Source organism: Nocardia cerradoensis NBRC 101014, from assembly GCF_000308535.1.
Lineage (GTDB): Bacteria > Actinomycetota > Actinomycetes > Mycobacteriales > Mycobacteriaceae > Nocardia > Nocardia cerradoensis.
Genome location: NZ_BAFW01000051.1, coordinates 1 through 19,125 on the forward strand (window position 1 = coordinate 1; position 19,125 = coordinate 19,125).

The following is a 19,125-nucleotide window of genomic DNA, read 5'->3' on the forward strand; positions in this document are numbered from 1 at the left end:
CCTGGCGCGGTGCGGTGGCGCGGTCCGTGAGCTCGGATTCGACGGATCCGATCGGGCGCAGCAGGTAGTCGGTCACCGCACCAGTGTGGTACCTCAACCCCGCTGCAGGTCAAGGGGTTCGGGTGACGACACGGCCTTGCGCCGGCGGGACTCCGCTACGACCCGTACAGTTCGGCGCGCATCTGCTCCGGGCTCCGGCCGTATCGGCGCTGGAAGGCTTCGCGGAACCGGCGTGTGGTGGTGAACCCGGTTCGGTGTGCGACCGTGTGGATGTCCACCGGCAGGGGAGACGACAAGCGCTGCCGCGCACGGTCGAGACGAATCGTGCGCAGCAATGCCGCCGGGGCCAGGCCGGTCGTCTCGGTGAGGGCGCTGTGCAGCGTTCGGCGCGAGCAGCCGCACAGGCCGGCGACGGCGTCCGGGGTCAGTCTGCTGTCACCGCAGTGTATTTCCATGATCTCGCGCGCGCGGGCAGCCAGATTCGCGTATTTGCCGCCGCCCGCGACGAGCGTGTGATCGTGGTTGAGCACACCGTCGAGCAAGACGAGCGCGCTGGAATAGGCGACCGCGAAATCCACTGCGGTCCAGCCTCCGTGACCGGCGTGAAGCTCACCGATCTGGCGCACCAGTGATCGCACCAAGGGGCGCCGTCCATCGAGTGCGAGGGGAGCGTTCCTGGCGCGGGAGAGATCCACCGACGTCTCCGGGACGGTCATGATCAGCGCTCGCAGCGGCTCGTCCTGACGCATCACCAGCGGCGCTCCCCACTGAAAGAACGCCGGTGTGCCGGGAGCGACGACTTCGGCTGAATCGCCCTGTGCGAACTTGAATTCCCCGCGCAGCGGTAGCAGCAATCGGTAGCTGTCGTCGCCGTCGCCGCGTACATCTCGTCCGGTGCGGCGGTAGTGCACGGGATCGGAATCGAAGCGCACGATCTGCATCCGGCCGACTCGCTGCGCGGTGGTCGACCAGGTGAAGTCGTCGACGTCGTCGCCGAACGCCAATCCCACCGACCCTTGCCGGCTCCGCAGGTAGTGGTGCCAGTACTCCATCCGCTCGGCGAGTGTCTCAGCGGATGCCGACGATTCCTCCTCCCACTGATACTCCGAATCCACGAGAAGTTCCCTTTCGCGCGCCCAGCCGAAGAACGGCTTCAAGCTACAGCTCCGGCCTGAGCGCGGATCTCCCCTCCTGCTTGCGGATCCGCGATCAGTGCCCGCCGCGACCACCCCTGGGCGCACGAAAAACGTTAGACGCCAACACTTCCGATTTCTGGCAAGATCATGGCGCATTCTGGCAAGGAGGCCGGTTCTCCGCGGGCGTCAGGGCTGGACGAAAGCCCGTTCCAGGAGCGAGGAGAGACGGGCTCGGTCCTCGTCGCCGAGCCTGCTCAGGCCTTCTCGGGTCCGGTGCATCGTCGCGCGGATCGCGTCGACGGCACGCTCGCCCTCGGATGTGATGACCAGATTGGTCACGCGGCGGTCCGATGCGCTGGCCTCCCGTCGCACGAGCCCCCGCTTCTCCAGCCGGTCGATGATCCCGGTGACGTTGGACGCGTCGCAAGCCAGTATCTCGGCCAAGGTGCGCATCGCGGCGGGGCCCCGGCGCAGCACCGTCAACGTCTTGCCCTGACTCGCGGTGAGGTTCTCACTCGCCGCGGCGGCCGTGAAGTCGCTGTAGTAGACGCCCAGCGACACCGAGAGCACCTCCATGAGCTGGGCGGTGTCGATGTGCGGGACCTCTGGCATGGATTCATCCTACGTCCCGAAACTTGACCATCTCAACTATTCACCCCTACCGTGGAGATTGCTTGAGGTTATCAACCATCAAAGTTGTCAAGTTTCTACGAGGAGCATCCCGTGCCCGTCACCGCGTCCGACGTCTCCCGCGCAGCGGAGATCCTGTCCCGGCCCGTTTCCCTGAACAGCCTCACCATCCCCAACCGCATCGTGATGGCGCCGATGACGCGCATGTTCTCTCCGGGCGGTATCCCCGGTGACGACGTGCGGTCCTATTACGCGCGCCGGGCTGCCGCCGGTGTCGGCCTGATCGTTACCGAGGGGACCTACGTCGGCCACGGGTCGGCCGGGCAGAGCGATCGGGTTCCGCGATTCCACGGTGCCGACCAGTTGGCGGGCTGGGCGAAGGTCGCCGCGGACGTGCACGCGGCGGGCGGCACGATCGTGCCGCAACTGTGGCATATCGGCATGGTCCGCAACCATGGCGAGCAGCCCTACCCCGAGGCCCCGGCCATGGGCCCCTCCGGCATCCGCGTCGACGGTACCGAGGGGGCCGGTGAGGCGATGACGCAGCGCGACCTGGACGATGTCGTCGCCGCCTTCGCCGAGGCCGCCGAGGCCGCCGAGCGCATCGGTTTCGACGGGGTCGAACTGCACGGCGCCCACGGCTACCTCATCGACCAGTTCCTGTGGGCGCGCACGAACCGCCGCACCGATGCCTACGGTGGAGATCCCTCGGCGCGCACCAGGTTCGCGACCGAAATCGTCGCCGCGGTGCGCGCGGCGGTGTCGCCCGGCTTCCCGGTGATCTTCCGCTTCTCGCAGTGGAAGCAGGAGGCCTACGACGCACGGCTCGCCGAGACCCCGCAGGAGCTCGACGCGATCCTGGCGCCGCTGGCCGCCGCCGGTGTCGATGCCTTCCACGCCTCCACCCGCCGGTACTGGCTCCCGGAGTTCGAGGGCTCGGACCTGAACCTGGCCGGGTGGACCAGGAAGCTCACCGGCAAACCCACCATCACCGTCGGCTCGGTCGGCCTCGACGGCGACTTCCTCCATGCCTTCACGGGACGCGGCGCCGAACTCGGCAGCCTCGACAACCTCCTCGACCGCCTGGAACGCGACGAGTTCGACCTGGTCGCCGTCGGCCGCGCCCTCCTGCAGGACCCGGAATGGGCGGCCAAGGTGCTGGGCGGCCGGATCGACGAGCTGAAGGCCTACGACGCGGCGGCGCTGAAGACCCTGAGCTAGGAGTCCGCAGCGCCTCGGGGCCGGCGTGTTCCGTCACAATCCTTGCGGGACAACGATTTCGCGTTTGAGGATCTTGCCCGTCGGTCCCTTGGGCAGGGCGTCGACCAGCCACACCTGGCGTGGATACTTGTAGGCCGCCACGCGGGCCTTGACGTAGTCGCGCAAGTCGTCGGCGGTCGCTTCGGCGCCCGGTGCGAGCGCGACCACCGCGGCGACTTCCTCGCCGTGGGTGGAGTGGGGCACGCCCAGCACCGCGGCTTCGAGGACGGCCGGGTGTTCGTAGAGGACCTCCTCGATCTCGCGCGGGTAGACGTTGAAACCGCCACGGATGATCAGGTCCTTCTTGCGGTCGAGGATGTAGAAGTAGCCGTCTTCGTCCTGTTTCGCCATATCGCCGGTGTGGAACCAGCCGTCCCTGATCGCCTCGGCGGTCGCGGTGGGGCGATCCCAGTAGCCGCTCATGACGTTGTGGCCGCGGATGGCGATCTCGCCGGCGTCACCGGGCGCGACATCGTTGCCGTCGGCGTCGACGACCCGCATCCGCACGCCCTCGATCGGGGTGCCGATCGACCCGGGCCGCGCGGCGCCGACGCGGTTGAACGAGGCGACCGGCGAGGTCTCCGACAGGCCGTACCCTTCGAGGACGGGAACGCCGAATCGCTCCTCGAACCCCCGGAGGATTTCGACCGGGAGCGCCGCGCCGCCGGACAGGCACAGCCGCAACGTGCCGGTGTCGGCGATGCCGGGGCCCGCGCCGAGCATGGCCACGTACATCGTCGGCACGCCTTCGAAGATCGTGACGCCGTCGCGTTCGATCAGCTTCAGCACCAGCTCCGGGTCGAAGCGTGGGGCCAATGTGATGGTGGCTCCGCTGAGCACGGCGACGTTGAGGCAGCAGGTCTGCCCGAACGCGTGGAACAGGGGCAGGCAGCCCATGATCACGTCGTCCGGGGTAGCCGTGAGCAATGTGCGTGCGGCGACGGCGGCATTGGCCCGCAGGTTGGCGTGGGTCAGTTGCGCGCCCTTGGGGGTGCCGGTCGTGCCGGAGGTGTAGAGCAGTACCGCGGTGTCCTCGTCGTCGCGGACCGTCACTTCCGGCGAGTCCGGCCACGAGGCGAATTCGGTCGCCGAATCGTCGGTGACGGTGAGAACGCGCACCTGCGTCCGGGCCGCTCCGGCGGTGGCCTCCGGGACGGCGGTATGCCACGCGAAGAGGATCCGAGCGCCCGAGTCGGCGAGGTGATGCCGGACTTCGCGTTCCTTCAGGAGGGGATTCATCGGCACCGCGATCAGGCCGGCCCGCAGGATGCCGTAGTAGACGATCGGGAACGCGGTGACATTGGGCAGCATCATCGCGACTCGGTCACCGGGCTGTGCGCCCAGGTCGCGTAGCCGCCCGGCCACGCGGGCGCTCACATCGTCGAACGCGGCGTAGGTCAGGATCTGATCGTCGAGTCGGACCGCGGCACGGTCCGGAAACTGACCGGCGGCGTCCTTGAGGTTGATGGCGAGGTTGGTCACATCCACAATCGTCGGCACCTGACCGCGCCGGGCCCATATGGCGGGCGACAGTGGACGAGCGGGAATTCTGTGCCCGGCGATATTCTCGCCGATCCCGCATGGCCGTAGCCTCGCATCGTGCCCCACAGCGTTCCCGATTCCTTGATCGTGCCGATAGCGAACGGACTGTCGGGGCGGCTCGACGAGCTGACCGACGACCTGGTCGGCCGCATCGTCGATGAGATCGAGATCTACCGGGAGCCGGGCGTGGTGCCGCGCGCGGAACTGCGCCGGTCGGTCCGATCGAACCTCGAGTACATGCTGCATCGGCTGGCGCACGGCCGGGCACTGGAACTTCTGGCACCGCGTTCGACCGGCCGTGAGCGCGCCGGACAAGGGGCGCCGCTGCCCGAGGTATTGCGTGCTTTCCGGCTCGGATCCGCCTTTCTCTGGCAGCGACTGCTCGATTCCGCGCGTGCGTCGGGACAGTGTTCGCTCGATGCCCTGCTCACCGTCGCCACCGACATCTGGGCCATGGCCGACGACTATTCGACCGCGCTCACCGAGTCCTATCGCGCCGCGGTCGGCGAGGCCATGATTCTCGCGGATCGGCGGCGCTCGGCGCTGGTGGCGGCCCTGCTGAACGGTCGTTCCGGCGAGAACCACACCGCCTGGGAAATCGCCAAGTTGCTCGATATGCCTTATGACGGTTCATTTCTCGTCGTCGTCGCCGAGACACCCGAGCTCGGCCGGCCCGCGCTGCCCGGCCTCGAGGAGCGGCTGCGTGCACTCGATGTGGCCTCGGCGTGGCGGACCGGGCCGGAACACGAGATCGTCATCCTGTCCTACGGCCGGCGCCGCACCGACGAAATCCGTTCGCTGGTAGCCAAATTCGCGTCCGCTCGCGTCGGTATGAGTCCGCCGTACAGCCGGCTCGACCGGACGCCGCGCGCGCTGCGATTCGCGAAAATCGCAGTGGAAACGTTCGAATCCGACGCCACCGGCGTACGGCAGCTACCCGACACCCCCATGGCCGAGCTCGTGATGGCCAACCTCGATACGACTCGCCGTTTCGTCAGGCGGGTGCTGGGTCGCGTGCTCACGATGGCCGACGACGATCGCAGTACCTTGATCACGACAGCGGAGGCGTGGCTGAACGCGCGCTCCTCCGCTGCCGAGGCCGGGCGCGTGCTGTACTGCCACGAGAACACCGTCCGTTATCGGATGCGCCGGCTCGAGGAGCGTCTGGACGGCGACCTCGACGACCCGGCGACCGTCGCCGAGCTGGCGGCCGCGTTGCAGGCGATACGCACCTTCCCCGAACTGGGCGCTCGCCTGACTCCCGACCCCTTCGAGGACGCGAACGACCGGTGAGCCCGCCGGTCAGAAGCCGGCCTCCTCGAGATCCATCACGGTCGTGTCCGTCCCGGAGACCACGGCGAGTTCGGCGGTGATGTGGGGGAGTGCGGAGTTGGCGAAGAACGAGGCCACCGCGACCTTGCCGGCGTAGAACGCGGTGTTCTGCCCGGCTTCGATCGCGGTGAGCGCTGTTTCGGCGGCGACGATGAGGCGCCAGGCCACCAGTAGATCGCCGACGGCGAGGAGCAACCGGACGGCGTTCAGGCCGATCTTGTACACCTCGCGAGGCTCCACGGCAGCCTCCAGCAGATGGGTGGTGAGCCTGCCGATGATCTCCTGTACGTCCTCGAGGGCGCGCGAGAGCAGAACCTTCTCGTTCTTCAACCGGCCGCGGTCGGCGTCGGATTCGGCGGTGGCGCGAACCTGCCCGAGTACGTGCGCGAGCGCGATACCGTTGTCGCGGGCGATTTTCCGGAAGAAGAAGTCCTGAGCTTGGATCGCCGTGGTGCCTTCGTAGACGGAGTCGATCTTGGCATCCCGGATGTACTGCTCGATGGGATAGTCCTGGAGGTACCCGGAACCACCGAAGGTCTGCAGGGATTCGGTGAGGTACTGGTAGGCGCGTTCGGAGCCGACACCTTTGACGATGGGCAGCAGCAGGTCGTTGATCCGTGCGGCGAGATCGTCGTCGGCACCGGAAATGTGCCGGGCGACCACGGGATCCTGGTGGCCGGCGGTGTAGAGGTAGATCGATCGCAATCCCTCGGCGTAGGCCTTCTGCATCATCAGCGAACGGCGCACATCGGGGTGACCGATGATGGTGATCTTGGGCGCCGCCTTGTCGGCGGCCCGGGCCGGATCGCTGCCCTGGACCCGGGTTTTCGCGTAGTCGAGCGCGTTGAGGTATCCGGTGGACAGCGTTGCGATGGCCTTGGTACCGACCATCATCCGGGCTTCTTCGATGACCTCGAACATCTGGGCGATTCCGTTGTGGACGCCGCCCACCAGGTAGCCGACCGCGGGGATGCCGTGCCCGCCGAAGGTCAGCTCGCACGTGGCCGAGGCCTTGAGGCCCATTTTGTGCTCGACGTTGGTGACGAACACACCGTTGCGTTCGCCCGGCTCGCAGGTGTCGTGATCGAAGTGGAATTTGGGGACGATGAACAGGCTCAGTCCCTTGGTGCCGGGCCCGGCACCGGCGGGGCGGGCCAGCACCAGATGCATGATGTTGTCGAACAGGTCGTCGGAGTCGGCGGAGGTGATGAAGCGCTTGACGCCCTCGAGGTGCCAGGAACCGTCGTGCTGTTCGGTCGCTGTGGTGCGGCCGGCTCCGACGTCGGAGCCGGCGTCCGGTTCGGTCAGCACCATCGTCGCGCCCCACTCGCGCTCGACCGCTCGAGCGGCCCATCGCCGCTGCTGTTCGGTGCCGATGCCGGCGAGGACGTTCGCCATCATCGGGCCGCTCAGGTACATGTAGGCCGCGGGCTGGGCGCCGAGGACCAGTTCGTTGATCGTCCAGCCCAGCATCGACGGCGCGGGCACGCCGCCGATCGCCTCGCTCTTGGCCACCCGCCACCACTGCGCGTCCTGCCATGCGCGAACGGACCGCTTGAACGGCTCCGGGATCCGTACAGAATGCGAGTCGCTGTCGAAAACCGGTGGGTGGCGGTCGGTTTCGGCATACGACTCCGCCACCGGCCCTTCCGCCAGGCGGGCCGCCTCGGCCACCATCGTGCGTGCGGTGTCGCCGTCCAGATCGCCGAAGGCGCCGGAATCGAGGACCTCGCCCAGGCCGTAGACCTCGAACAGGTTGAATTCGAGATCGCGAACGTTGCTCTTGTAGTGGCCCACCGGACCGTCACCTCTCGACTGGCCCGCCGCCGGGGCGGGCAGGAATGGCCCCGATTGCCGTTGCGAGCGCAGCCGCAACGGCAATCGGGTTGTGTCTGTTGCTGTTTCTAGGGGGCGGGTGTGGTCGCCGGGTCGGGGGCGGTGACCTGGTTGGTGAAGTCGATCAGGGCGGCGATGCCGACGGGCACGCCGACCAGGATGATTCCGGCGGCACTCCCCAAGGCGACGCCGACCGCGGCACCGGCCAGGCAACCGCCGAGCGCACCGGCGAAGAAGACGGGGAAGGTGATGGTTCCCACGGTCAGCGCGCCCGCGATGCAGCCCAGCGGGAGGCCGATGAGGGTGCCGATCAAGGTGCCGACGCTGATCGCCAAACCGAATTCGGTTGCGGCCGTGGCCATCGCATTCTGGAACTGTGCTTCGGACGCGACCGGACGCGGAAGCTCCACCGGAGTGGCGGGCCGGGCCGACGCGGGGTCGGTACTGGGTGACAGCGTCGCGGTGTTGCCGTCGATCCGTGCCGCGATGGGCCAGTCCTTGTCGTCCTTGCGGTAGGTGAGCGGGAACCCGGCGGCGAGGTTGCCCTGTGCGTCGAGGACCTGGAACTGGTTGCCGCGCACCGTGAGTGAGCCGCTGTCGGTGCTGACCCGCACCGATCCGTCGACGATGCTCGAGGTGTAGTGGATGCCCGGAAGGACGGTGGTGCGGATACTCGAATTCGGGGGAGTCGCCGGGGTCGCGGGTGCGGGTTCGGCGCAGGCGACAGCGGTGGTCAGGCTGACGGTGAGGGCGGTGAGGCAGGTGGTCGCGACCAGGTTGGTGATCTTCATGTCATCCGATTTCTGTTGTGCGGATCGTTCTTTCGAGGATCGGTCGGGTCAGCACCGGCGCCGGATGCCGAGTAGCGCCGGCACCGCCAGCAGCGCGGCGGACGCGCCGAACGCGTACAGCAGGCGGTAGTTGTTCGGGCCGTCGATGGCGAGGAGTGCGGGGGCCACGAGCGGTGCGACCATCAATGCCGCCGACTGGGTCAGCACGACCAGGCCGAGGTCGCGGGCCGCGTTCTCCCACGAGGTCATCGTGGATGCCGCCAAGGCCAGCATCTGCCCGAGCAGCAGGCCGTATCCGATGCCGAAGAACACACAGCCGGTGAGGAATTCGGGGACGGTGCCGACGACATCCATTACGGTGCACCCGACGGCGACGAGCACGCCCGCGGCGGCGAACAAGGGTTTGCGCCTGCCGATCCGGTCGGCGAGGCGGCCGCCCAGGGGACTGATGATCGACGCCGTACCGTTGATGATCAGCGTCGCCTCGAAGACGGTGGGAACCAGGGCGGCGTCGTCGAGCTTCAACGCGTTCTGCAGAAAGTAGACCAGGAAGGTCGCTACGACGGCGGCGCCGACCGTGATACCGAAGATGGAGGCCAGGCACCAGGCGAAATCGGGTGCCTTTCGCGGATCGAAATACAAAGTCCGGGCGAAGTCGCGGACATTGAATACCGGCCGGACATGTCCCGCGAAATCGGTTTCCCGGAGAATGGCGACGAATATCAGGACGAGACCGGCGCCGAGAGCTGCCGGAATGAGAAGGCGTGCGGTCATTCCCGGAGTGATGCGGACGATGAAGGTCCCCGCGATGAGCCCCACGCCCTGCGCCGCACCGGCGAGACCCGCGACGAAACCCGCACGCTCCGGCGGTATGGAATCCGCGAGCATGGACCACAACACCGTCAATCCGATGGTGCCGGCGACCGAGACGATGATCCACCCGACGATGAGTCCGGCGATGGAGCCGGACACGGCGACGATCGCGTTGCCCGCCATGATGGTGGTGGCCGCGACCACCAGCCATGGCCGTCGTCGGCCGAAGCGCGACATGGTGATATCGGCCAGGCGCCCGAAGAACGGGCCCGCGGGCAGCGAGATGAGAGCGCCCGTGGCCGCGATCGCCGAATAGGCCACGGAGGCATGGGCCGGAACGGCCTGCGCGACCCGGAGTGCTAAAGTGATCATGGTCGGGGTCAGAACGGCCGTCCATACACCGAAAATCGCCAGGACATACGTCCAGATGAAGGCATTTCCGGCGTGATTGAGAGTGATGGCCGTGGGCGAAGCGTCGCTGGAGACGGCGGAACCGGTTTCTGTATCCGTCGCTGGGGTGGGCGAATCTTGAGCTGTCATAGTGTTTTCCGAACTTTGCGAATCGAGAAGGTGCGCGTCGTTGCGCGGTGATGCATGCTCACGCAGCCGTGGATGGATATCGGCGTGCGTTATTCCGGCGATGCGGAAACAGTGACCGCGGCCTTGCGGGGATGGCGCCGATTGTGATCATCGAGTGCCCGGTAGCCGTGGTAATAGGTGGTGACCATGAGCGCCCAGATCGCGCATGCCGGAATGTAGAACAATGTGTGGTCGGCGTCGTCGCCCGGAATGTGGACGAAGTCATAGGTCGACGCGACGATCGCCCCGAGCACCGTTGCGATGAAAACGCCTGCCGCGCAACGTCGTTCACCGATCCGCCAGAGCCGGCCGGCGACCGTCACCATGAACACCGCGACAGCGAGGTTCAGCGCGAGGTAGAACAGCGACCATGGCGGGCTGACGGGCCGCACGTCGATCGTTCGCCACAGCCCGACCACGGTCGCCGCCCCGAACGCGGCGGCCTCGACCAGAGGCGAGGCGCGGTACCCGCGGGTCACCGCCATCATGCCGAGCACGAACACCAGCGTCATGCCGAACGAACGCGAGAACGCGTCGAAGAACACCATCAGGTGGTAGCTCACGCTCGAATGATCGACTCCGGTGGCGGCCAGGAACAGAACGTTCGTCCCCGAAACCCCGATCACCAGCCACTCGAGACCGAGCAGATAGTTGCGGTGGCGGCGAATTATTCGCGCCCCGTAATAGAGGCCGGCGGCTGCCATCCACAAATCGGCGGCCAACAGCAACAACATTGCGAGCGTATTCATCGAGAATTCCTTCGATTCAACAGAATTCGGTACAGGTACGCCGCACTCGCCCAGCCGCATCGAGCAGAGTCGTGACGCGGAACGGGTGACGGGGCGTGGTGGACGGGCGGCACAGCGACCACCCGTCCGGTCGATAGACCCGTCCGCGTCGCGGCTGGGGGATCGGATCGTTGCTGTTCGCGCTATGCGGAACGGGCAGACACGTGCTGCAGGACCCGCTCGAGGCGAGCGGCCGTTTCCTGGATGTCGGCGAGCGTGTGCGCGGTGCTGAGGAAGATCTTTCCGGACGGCATGAACACGACACCCGATTCGAGCATCCCGGCCGCGATCTCGGCCCAGAGTCCGTCCGTGCCGTGCAGACTCGTCGCCTGATCGCGCGGCACGAACTGCGCGAGCGACCCGACGCGCCGGAGACTGCCGGGCGCGCCGGCCGAGACCAGCACGTCGGTGATCGCCTGCTCGAAGGCGTCGCCCAGATCTTCCAGCTTGTCGAATACGCCTGGCGTAGCGGACAACTCCATCGCGGCCTGCACCGCCGCGAGCGCTACGGGATTGCCGTTGAACGTTCCGGCATGGGTGAGGCCGTGCTCCACCAGATCGATGATGTCCGCGCGGCCGACGACCGCGCTCTGGGTGAACCCGCCGGCGATCGCCTTGCCGAACACCGAGAGATCCGGGCGCACACCGAACCTTTCGGCCGCGCCGCCGCGTGCTATCCGGAATCCGGTGATGACCTCGTCGAAGATCAACACGACGCCGTGCCGGTCGCACAGGCTGCGCAGTGTTTCGAGGAAGCCGGGTTCCGGTGTGAGCACACCGGCGTTGCTCATGATCGGGTCGATGAGCACAGCGGCGATTCGGCGCTCTTCAGCGTGAGCCAGCAACTCGGCGATGCCGGCGGTGTCGTTGAACCGGCTGATGATCAGATCGGCGTGGGCATTGGGGCTCTGCCCGAGGGCGGCGGGGACGGGTGACTCACCCGTGTCGTCCGCGCTCATGCTCGCGTACACGCTGTCGTGCCAGCCGTGGTAGGCCTTCGCGAACTTGACGATGCGGTGCCGGCCGGTCGCCGCTCGTGCGAATCTCAGCGCGACCTGCACGGCCTCGGTTCCGGTGTTCGTCCATACGAGGCGCTGTGCGCCCGGCACGGATGCGAGGACCGCCTCGGCGGCTTCGTACTCGAGCCGATGCCCCATTCCCACGACCTGCATCGAGGTCGCGACTCGCGCCACCGCGTCGACGACCTGCGGGTGACTGTGTCCGTGGACCAACGGCCCCCAGGCCATCACGTAGTCGAGGTAGCGGTCCCCGTCGAGGTCCCAGAGGTGAGCTCCGTGGCCGCGCTCGACGAAGAGCGGAACCGGCCGCATCGTGGCACGAAGGCCCGAGCTGACGCCACCGCCGACGCTGCGACGGGTTCGCTCGAATGCGATTCTGGAGGAGTCGATTCCCATACTTTTCCTTGATGGCTGCGGGCGGGCCTGCCGGAGAGGACTCGTCGCCTCTCCGGCAGGTCGCGAGGCGAGATGTGCCGACCGGCACCTCAGAGCTTCAGGTAGTCCCCGAGCTCGCTGTAGTCCACCTGCCACAGGCCGGGCGAGCCCGTGGGGTACTGGGAACGGAAGCCGAGCAAACGCTGGACGCGCGGCGAGAGTTGCTTCGCGATGTCCCGGTCGACGAGGAACGGGTACGCTTCCTCGCCGGTCAGGAAACCCGGGTTGAGGGCGAAGGCCAGACCACGGCGGAACTGGTCCGTCGTCAGGTTCGCGCCGCCGCCGTGCACGGTCTTCCCGCTGTAGAAGAAGACGTCTCCGGCCTTCATGGTCGCGGGAATGGTGTCTTCGGGAGTTCCGCGGTTTTGGAAGTCGTCCCAGAGGTGGCTGCCCGGGATGACCCGCGTGGCGCCGTTCTCCTCGGTGAAGTCGGTGAACGCGATCATGAAGTTCACGCACACCTCGGGACCCTGCGGGCCCATGCCGATGAACGGGTACCAGTTCTCCAGGTCCCGGTGCAGGAACTGAGCCCGGTTTCCGGGGCCGATCTCGATGAGCTGCGCGGTGGTCAGCCAGTAGGTACCGGACTCTTCGAGGAACACCGCGTCGCAGAGTTCGTGGATCAGGTCCTGCTCGAGGACCTCTTCGCGGAAGGTCTTGCTGTGCGTCACCAAGTTCGTCAGTCGCTTGGTGTTGGCCCCGTGGAACTCGGCGACGATCTCGTTCTCATGGGTCGAGCCGGGAGCCAGCGCTGCCATGGGCTGCTCGACCTCGGCGTTGAACCGCGCGATCTGGTCCGCCGACAGGAAGTTCTCGATGATCACGCCGCCGTCCTCGGCGACGATGTCGAGGATTTCGGCGAGGGGGGTCGTCGCCGTCACGGATCGTAGAGCGGCCTTGGCTTCGGTAGTCATAATTCTCCATTTCCCACGTTCGATCAAACGCCTTAGTCATTTGATCTGATCGAATGATCTGATTGTGGGGCGCGCCACATCGGGTGTCAAGAGGCGAGCGGAATAATCGGGAAGGAAAGGTGTTTGCGGTCACTTGCGCGAGGGTCACGCGTGCCCCCGCGCCTTCGCGATCTGTACGCTTGACTTAATCAATTAATCAGGGCGCCTACGTGCGCCGATGAGCGAATGAGGTGAATCCGTTGCCCCACGTGTCGACAGAGGATCGTTCGATCCAGTTCATCGATGCGGCGGTCCGAGTGATCGCCGAGCGCGGGGTCGCGAGCGCGACGACACGCCGGATCGCCGAAGCGGCCGACGCTCCCCTGGCCTCACTGCACTACTGCTTCCGGGACAAGGACGGCCTCTTTCTCGCCGTCTTCGAGCACCTCGCCGCCGAAATCACCAAGCAGTTCACCGCCATCCAGCCGGCCGAGCTCGAGGCGACCGCGCAAGAAGTCATCCGGCGTTCGGTGCGCTGGCTGATGGACCATCCGGACTACGCGTTGGCGGAGGTCGATCTGTACATGTGGATGACCCGTCACCGGCCGGCGCTGGCGAAGGAGGCGTACAACGTCTTCTTGCGGGCGGTCGCCGACGTGCTGCAGCGCGCGGCAGGGCCGTCCGCACGCGCGGAGGCCGTCGATAATCTCGCCTCGGTGCTGATGGGCGCCACCGACGGGCTTGTGTTGCAGTGGGCCTCGGATCGGGATCGGGCGCGCGCCGATGCCTACGCGGATGTGATCTGCGCGGGAATCCCGGCGATGTGCAGCGGGATTCGGGGGTAGGTCGCGCCGGATGGATCTCGCCGCGTTCGGCGGTGGAACACGCTCGGATCCGGCACGGCTGCTCATTGCCGTCGTCGAGTAGATCCATGGCTCGGCAACCCCGGGGCCCTCGGTCGGACGTGTGGTCGGGTGAGGTTGTCGGATCGGCTGGGTGACAACGTCTTCCAGCCCCGGCGCTCGTGGGTGCGAGCTCCGGGGCCTGGTTTCGACAGCGGTGGGCTTCGTAGTCGGTCGCCGAATACGTTCCGGCCGAAGGGGTTCAGGTCTCGCGGTTGCCGCCCGTACCCTCCGTTGCCGCGGAATGCTCCTCGGCCGCTCGTGCTCTCAGCAGGTACTTCTGCGTCTTGCCCGTCGACGTCTTGGGAAGTGGACCGAAGACAACCTTGCGGGGAGCCTTGTAGCGCGCCAGGGTCCGTTTGACGTGCTCCACGAGTTCCTCGGCCGTGGCACCGGCTCCGGGGGCGAGGTGCACGAACGCGACAGGGATCTCTCCCCAGCGGGGATCCGCGGTCCCGACGACTGCCGCCTCGAGCACCGCGGGGTGCTCGGCTAGGACGTGCTCGACCTCCACGCTGGCGATGTTCTCGCCCCCGCTGATGATGATGTCCTTGCTCCGATCGCGAAGCTCGACATACCCGTCGGGATGGCGTACCGCGAGGTCGCCGGTTCGGAACCAGCCGTCCGGAATCGCCTCCCGGGTGGCGGCCTCGTCGTCGAGGTAGCCGAGCATGACGTTGTTGCCGCGCAGCGCGATCTCACCGACCGTGCTGCCATCGGCGGGTACGTCGTGGCCGGCCTCGTCCACCACCCGGGGCGGCAGGGACACGACATTGCCGACGCCTTGTCGCGCCTTCAGCCGGATCACGGCCTCGTCGTCGAGACCCTCCCACTCCGGCACCGGCTCACAGATGAGCGCGGGGCCGAAACTCTCGGTCAGCCCGTAGAGATGCGTGACGTCGAATCCGAGGCGCGTCATCCGGCGCAGCACCGCCGGTGCGGGAGGCGCACCTCCGGTACCCACCGACACGGCGCGTGGCAGCGGCGAGGCGTCGTCGGCGTGCGCGATCATGTCGAGCACGGCCGGAGCGCCGTTGAGGCCCGTGACGCCCTCCTGCCGGATCAGTCGCCACATGTCGGCGGGCTCGACCTTGGGCAGGCAGACATGTGTGCCACCGGCCGCCGTGACGGCCCAGGTGAAACACCAGCCGTTGCAATGGAACATGGGCAATGTCCACAGGTGGACGGAGTGCGGGCCGAGCCCGAAGTGACTCGCCATGGCCAGCGACTGCAGGTACGCACCACGATGGTGATACATGACGCCCTTCGGCGCGCCCGTGGTGCCGGAGGTGTAATTGATTGCCAGCAGCGAATTTTCGTCGTTGATCTGCTCCTGGCAGGGTGCGGCGCCGGCGATCAGTTTCTCGTAGTCGGAGTCGGCACTGCCCGAACCGATGACCACCGGAGGCTTCTCCAGCGCGTCGCAGACCTCCCGGACCAGGCTCGCGTACCGGGCATCGCACACGATCACACCGCTACCCGAATGCTCCAGGATGTAGGTCAACTCCCGGGTCCCGAGCCGAGTGTTGAGGGCCACCAAGGGAACTCCTGCCCACGGCACGCCGTAGTGGGCTTCCAGAAGTTCGTGAGTATTGGGCGCCAGTACCGCCACCGGCCGCCCCGCGGCGATCTCTCTCAGTGCGCCCGCCAGCCGCCGGCACCGATCGCGGAATTCGGTGTAGGTCCAGCGCAGGTCGCCGTCGACGACCGCGATGCGGGATCCGTGTGCGGCCGCGGCCCGGTCGAGGAACGCCGTGGGCGTCAGCGCCGCCCAGGCGTGCGTCGCCGCGGTCGTATTCGCCTCAGGCATAACGGAGGACGTCGTCGTCGACCGACTCCAGCAGTCGCATGGTCTCGGCATAGTTCTGCGGATTGACCCAGGGCTCGTGGTCGCCTTGGGCCGGCATGCGCGGGGCGGCACGCTGCATATATCCGGAGGTCACACCCGCGGTATAGGGGAGTCGCGGCATGGCGTCGTCGCCCGGTGCGAGCGTCGGCGTGACTCGGCGGGCACCGACTTCGTCCATATGCGCGAGAACGCGACACAAGAAGTCGTCGACCGCTTCGATCCTGAGAGTCCACGACGAATTCACGAACCCGAAGGCGTAGGTCAGGTTCGGCACTCCGGACAACGCCAGGCCCTTGTAGGTCCAGCAGCGCCCGAAATCGACGATCTCACCGTCGACGTCGAATGTCGCCTCCCCGCCCATGACGAGGTTCAGACCCGTCGCCTTCACGATGATGTCGGCGTCGACATGCGTCCCGTCCCGCATCGCCACGCCGGTCGGGGTGAGCCGGTCGATGTGGCCGGTCACGACGTCCGCGGATCCGTCGCGGATCGCCTGGAACAGATCGGCGCCGGGCACCAGGCACACGCGCTGATCCCACGGCTCGTACGTGGGAGTGAAATGGGCTTTGCGAACCTCCACGCCGACGACATCGTCGATGGCGTCGAATATCGCCTTCTTGAATTCCTGCGGGTGCTGCCGCGCGTATTGGTAGGTCTCCTGCTGGGCGTGCAGATTACGCAAACGGATGCGGCTGAACGCGTCCTCGGGACCCATCTCCTCCCGCAACCGCTCGGCTTCGGGATCGACGGCCGGTGCGATGGCCACGTAGGTGGGCGACCGCTGGACCATGGTCACCTTCGCGGTCTCGCCCGCGAGGCTGGGAACGAGCGTGATGGCGGTGGCCCCCGACCCGATCACCGCGACCTTGCGGTCCCGGTAGTCGAGATCCTCCGGCCACTCCTGGGGGTGGACCACCCGGCCTTCGAACGAATCCTCGCCGGGGAGTTCGGGATTGAACCCGCCGCGGTAGCTGTAGTAGCCGGTGGCGAGGTGGAGGAACCGGCAGCGCAGCTGTGTGTCGCCGTCCGCGTCGCGCAGCCCGAGGGTCCAGGTGTCGTCCGCGCTGCTCCACGACGCGGAGACCAGACGCGTTCCGAACCGGATCTTCTCGGTGATGCCGAACTGATCGGCGGTCTCCCGCAGGTAGTTCTTGATCGCCCCGCCGGAAGCGATCGCCTCCCGTTCGGTCCAGGGCTTGAAGCCGTAGCCCAACGTGAACATGTCGCTGTCGGAGCGGATGCCCGGGTAGGTGAACAGATCCCAGGTGCCACCCAGGGATTCACGCATCTCCAGTACCGCGAAACTTTTGCCGGGACATTTCCGCTGCAGTTCGGCAGCGGCGGCGATTCCGGAAATACCAGCGCCGACGATGACGACGTCGATCTCAGCCGGGCCGTTCACTTTCCATCTCCTAAACGTTGAGGCAATGCCTGCTCGACAAGCCAGGGGAAGCAGGGGTCGAGGTCGACGATGGCTTCGGGATGCCACTGCAGGCCGAGAACCGGCCGGCCGGGCAACTCGATGGCCTCGACCACGCCGTCGGGGGCCCGCCCGGAGACCACCAGGCCCTCGCCGGGGCGATCGACCGCTTGGTGATGCCACGAGTTGACGGCGCTGCGCGGTCCGTAGAGCTTCGCGGCGAGGGTTCCCGCGTCGAAGTCGACCCGGTGTTCGCGGTCGGGGCGCCGGTCGGGGACGGCGGCGAGGGAATAGTGCTCGATCCCCTGGTCGGGCAGATCCGGAATCAGCGTGCCGCCGAGGGCGACGTTGAGGACCTGGTGGCCGCGGCAAATCCCCAGTATCGGTTTCCCTCGTGCGATGGCGTGACGCACCAGGGCGATCTCGTAGTCGTCGCGGCGCCGGTCGATCGTCAGTACTTCTCCGCCGGTCGAGTTGGGCGTGGGCGGCGGTCCTCCCCAGAGTTCGGGGTCGACGTCCTGGCCACCGGTCAGCACCAGTGCGTCGACACGCGACATGACCTCGGGGCCCGCGGATTCGTAGGGGAGGAGGACGGGAATGCCACCGGCCTCGGCGATCTTCATGCCGAACTCGGCCCAGAACATGTCGGCCCGGCACGCTGCCCAACGGCCGTCGACGCCCACGAGTGTGGTGGCGGAGATCCGCCGGCCGGTGATGGCGATGAGGGGTTTCACGAGTTGTCTCCGATGCGTACGACCACCCGGGTGCCCCCGGCGTTCTTCATGAGTTCGAATCCCTCGTTGATCTGCTCCAGGCTCACGACCGCCGAGATCATGTCGTCGAGGTTCAGCCGGCCTTGCTCGTAGTACCGGACGTAGCCGGGAATGTCGGCCGGGAATTGGTTGGAGCCCATCAACGCTCCCTGGAGTCGCTTCTCGAGCATGAACAGCTCCGAGGCGCGAATCGAGACCGGCTGATTGTCGGGCACCAGGCCGACGACGGTGGCGGTGCCGCCCGGTCCCAACATGGCGAAGGCCTGCTCCACCGTGGCGGCGAATCCGACCGCCTCGAACGAGTAGTCGACACCGCCCTCGGTCAGTTCGCGCACCGCCGCCACCGTGTCGACCTGCCCCGCCTGCACGGTCGCGGTCGCGCCGAACTTCACGGCATCGGTCAACCGCGCCGCGACGGCGTCGACGGCGATGATCTCGCGCGCGCCGGCGAGACGAGCGCCCTGGATCGCCGCGATACCCACGCCTCCGCAGCCGAGGACCGCGACCGTCGACCCGGGCTCCACCCGGGCGCTGCGGAACACCGAACTCAACCCGGTCACCACCGCGCAGCCGAGCACGGAGGCGGTGGCCAGCGGCATGGTATCCGGGATGCGCACTGCCGAATGTTCGTGCACCACCATGGCTTCCGCGAACGCGCCGAGCCGCGCGGTCGGGTGGACCGACCGGCCACGGGCGTTGACCAGAACCGGCCGTGACCGGCTTCCCAGCGAGCCGCGGCGGGGGCACAGGGTCATCCGGCCGGACAGGCAGAACTTGCATTCCCCGCAATAGATACTCAGGCACGTCACGACATGGTCGCCGGGGCGCAGGGTGCTGACCCGATCACCCACGCGCCGAACCACTCCCGACGCCTCGTGCCCGAGCAGGGTCGGGCAGGTGGCCGGCCAGACGCCTTCGATCTCGTGCAGGTCCGAACGGCACAGTCCCGCGTAATGCACGTCGAGGAGCACCTCGTCCGGGCCGGGGTCGTCGAGCACGAGCGTTTCCAGTTCCAGCGTGCCCGGCGCCGTATTGAGCACTGCGGCAGTGATATTCGTTGGCATCAGGTCTCTCGGATCTGGCCGCGGGCGCGGGCCGAGGCTCGTGGCTTCGGCCCGCACCGCCGA

At 67.2% G+C, this 19,125-nt stretch carries 16 protein-coding genes; 3 read left to right on the forward strand and 13 right to left on the reverse strand.

What is annotated here, in order from left to right; all coding sequences use genetic code 11:
- Positions 1-155: 155 nt before the first annotated feature.
- Both ON23_RS06345 and ON23_RS06350 read right to left on the reverse strand, forming a co-directional pair.
- Positions 156-1,157 (reverse strand): AraC family transcriptional regulator, encoded by a 1,002-nt coding sequence (locus tag ON23_RS06345; RefSeq protein WP_167331843.1) that lies wholly within the window; start codon positions 1,155-1,157, stop codon positions 156-158.
- Between the two features lie 165 nt (positions 1,158-1,322).
- On the reverse strand, positions 1,323-1,748 hold the full coding sequence (locus tag ON23_RS06350) for a MarR family winged helix-turn-helix transcriptional regulator (RefSeq protein ID WP_039776917.1): 426 nt from the start codon (positions 1,746-1,748) through the stop codon (positions 1,323-1,325).
- Positions 1,749-1,859: 111 nt separating this feature from the next.
- Here ON23_RS06350 and ON23_RS06355 point away from each other — a divergent pair, with 111 nt between their 5' ends.
- The gene (locus ON23_RS06355; protein WP_039776939.1) at positions 1,860-2,987 is read left to right on the forward strand and encodes an NADH:flavin oxidoreductase; all 1,128 of its coding nucleotides are present in this window, start codon (positions 1,860-1,862) and stop codon (positions 2,985-2,987) included.
- A 33-nt stretch (positions 2,988-3,020) separates the two neighbouring features.
- Here ON23_RS06355 and ON23_RS06360 read toward each other — a convergent pair whose 3' ends face one another.
- Entirely contained in the window at positions 3,021-4,508 is a 1,488-nt protein-coding gene (locus tag ON23_RS06360; RefSeq protein WP_039776940.1) for a long-chain-fatty-acid--CoA ligase, read from the reverse strand.
- Between the two features lie 117 nt (positions 4,509-4,625).
- Here ON23_RS06360 and ON23_RS06365 point away from each other — a divergent pair, with 117 nt between their 5' ends.
- Positions 4,626-5,861, forward strand: a complete 1,236-nt coding sequence (locus ON23_RS06365; RefSeq protein WP_051042115.1) for a PucR family transcriptional regulator — start codon at positions 4,626-4,628, stop codon at positions 5,859-5,861.
- Positions 5,862-5,870: 9 nt separating this feature from the next.
- On the opposite strand, the gene ON23_RS06370 is transcribed toward ON23_RS06365, so the two are convergent.
- The 6 genes from ON23_RS06370 to ON23_RS06395 all read right to left on the reverse strand — a co-directional run bounded on the left by ON23_RS06370 (position 5,871) and on the right by ON23_RS06395 (position 13,102).
- On the reverse strand, positions 5,871-7,697 hold the full coding sequence (locus ON23_RS06370) for an acyl-CoA dehydrogenase (protein WP_039776919.1): 1,827 nt from the start codon (positions 7,695-7,697) through the stop codon (positions 5,871-5,873).
- 107 nt (positions 7,698-7,804) lie between these two features.
- Complete coding sequence (locus ON23_RS06375) at positions 7,805-8,527, reverse strand: DUF8020 domain-containing protein (RefSeq protein ID WP_039776920.1); 723 nt, start codon at positions 8,525-8,527, stop codon at positions 7,805-7,807.
- Positions 8,528-8,575: 48 nt separating this feature from the next.
- Entirely contained in the window at positions 8,576-9,712 is a 1,137-nt protein-coding gene (locus ON23_RS06380; protein WP_244969923.1) for an MFS transporter, read from the reverse strand.
- A gap of 257 nt (positions 9,713-9,969) precedes the next feature.
- The gene (locus ON23_RS06385) at positions 9,970-10,728 is read right to left on the reverse strand and encodes a hypothetical protein (RefSeq protein ID WP_244969922.1); all 759 of its coding nucleotides are present in this window, start codon (positions 10,726-10,728) and stop codon (positions 9,970-9,972) included.
- Positions 10,729-10,850: 122 nt separating this feature from the next.
- On the reverse strand, positions 10,851-12,122 hold the full coding sequence (locus tag ON23_RS06390; protein WP_039776923.1) for an aspartate aminotransferase family protein: 1,272 nt from the start codon (positions 12,120-12,122) through the stop codon (positions 10,851-10,853).
- 89 nt (positions 12,123-12,211) lie between these two features.
- Positions 12,212-13,102 (reverse strand): phytanoyl-CoA dioxygenase family protein, encoded by an 891-nt coding sequence (locus ON23_RS06395; RefSeq protein WP_306307107.1) that lies wholly within the window; start codon positions 13,100-13,102, stop codon positions 12,212-12,214.
- Positions 13,103-13,323: 221 nt separating this feature from the next.
- Here ON23_RS06395 and ON23_RS06400 point away from each other — a divergent pair, with 221 nt between their 5' ends.
- The gene (locus ON23_RS06400; protein ID WP_157170177.1) at positions 13,324-13,899 is read left to right on the forward strand and encodes a TetR/AcrR family transcriptional regulator; all 576 of its coding nucleotides are present in this window, start codon (positions 13,324-13,326) and stop codon (positions 13,897-13,899) included.
- A 259-nt stretch (positions 13,900-14,158) separates the two neighbouring features.
- Here the strand turns inward: ON23_RS06400 and ON23_RS06405 are convergent, their stop codons facing one another.
- From ON23_RS06405 to ON23_RS06420, 4 genes are read right to left on the reverse strand one after another with little or no spacing between them, the layout of a single operon-like run.
- Positions 14,159-15,766 carry an AMP-binding protein gene (locus ON23_RS06405; protein WP_039776925.1) on the reverse strand — a complete coding sequence of 536 codons (1,608 nt, stop codon included), beginning with the start codon at positions 15,764-15,766 and terminating at the stop codon, positions 14,159-14,161.
- Entirely contained in the window at positions 15,759-17,207 is a 1,449-nt protein-coding gene (locus tag ON23_RS06410; RefSeq protein ID WP_039776926.1) for a flavin-containing monooxygenase, read from the reverse strand. Before ON23_RS06410 ends, ON23_RS06405 begins: the two co-directional genes overlap by 8 nt.
- Positions 17,204-17,959: a gamma-glutamyl-gamma-aminobutyrate hydrolase family protein gene (locus ON23_RS06415; RefSeq protein WP_039776927.1), complete on the reverse strand. Its 756-nt coding sequence runs from the start codon at positions 17,957-17,959 to the stop codon at positions 17,204-17,206. Before ON23_RS06415 ends, ON23_RS06410 begins: the two co-directional genes overlap by 4 nt.
- Positions 17,956-19,062 (reverse strand): Zn-dependent alcohol dehydrogenase, encoded by a 1,107-nt coding sequence (locus tag ON23_RS06420; protein ID WP_051042120.1) that lies wholly within the window; start codon positions 19,060-19,062, stop codon positions 17,956-17,958. The genes ON23_RS06415 and ON23_RS06420 overlap by 4 nt, the downstream gene beginning before the upstream one ends.
- Between the last annotated feature and the right edge of the window lie 63 nt (positions 19,063-19,125).

Coding starts and splice junctions, on each gene's coding strand:
- ON23_RS06350 (WP_039776917.1), bottom strand. CDS start 1,748: ATGCCAGAGGTCCCGCACATCGACACCGCCCAGCTCATGGAGGTGCTC.
- ON23_RS06375 (WP_039776920.1), bottom strand. CDS start 8,527: ATGAAGATCACCAACCTGGTCGCGACCACCTGCCTCACCGCCCTCACC.
- ON23_RS06380 (WP_244969923.1), bottom strand. CDS start 9,712: ATGATCACTTTAGCACTCCGGGTCGCGCAGGCCGTTCCGGCCCATGCC.
- ON23_RS06385 (WP_244969922.1), bottom strand. CDS start 10,728: ATGCGGCTGGGCGAGTGCGGCGTACCTGTACCGAATTCTGTTGAATCG.
- ON23_RS06390 (WP_039776923.1), bottom strand. CDS start 12,122: ATGGGAATCGACTCCTCCAGAATCGCATTCGAGCGAACCCGTCGCAGC.
- ON23_RS06405 (WP_039776925.1), bottom strand. CDS start 15,766: ATGCCTGAGGCGAATACGACCGCGGCGACGCACGCCTGGGCGGCGCTG.
- ON23_RS06420 (WP_051042120.1), bottom strand. CDS start 19,062: ATGCCAACGAATATCACTGCCGCAGTGCTCAATACGGCGCCGGGCACG.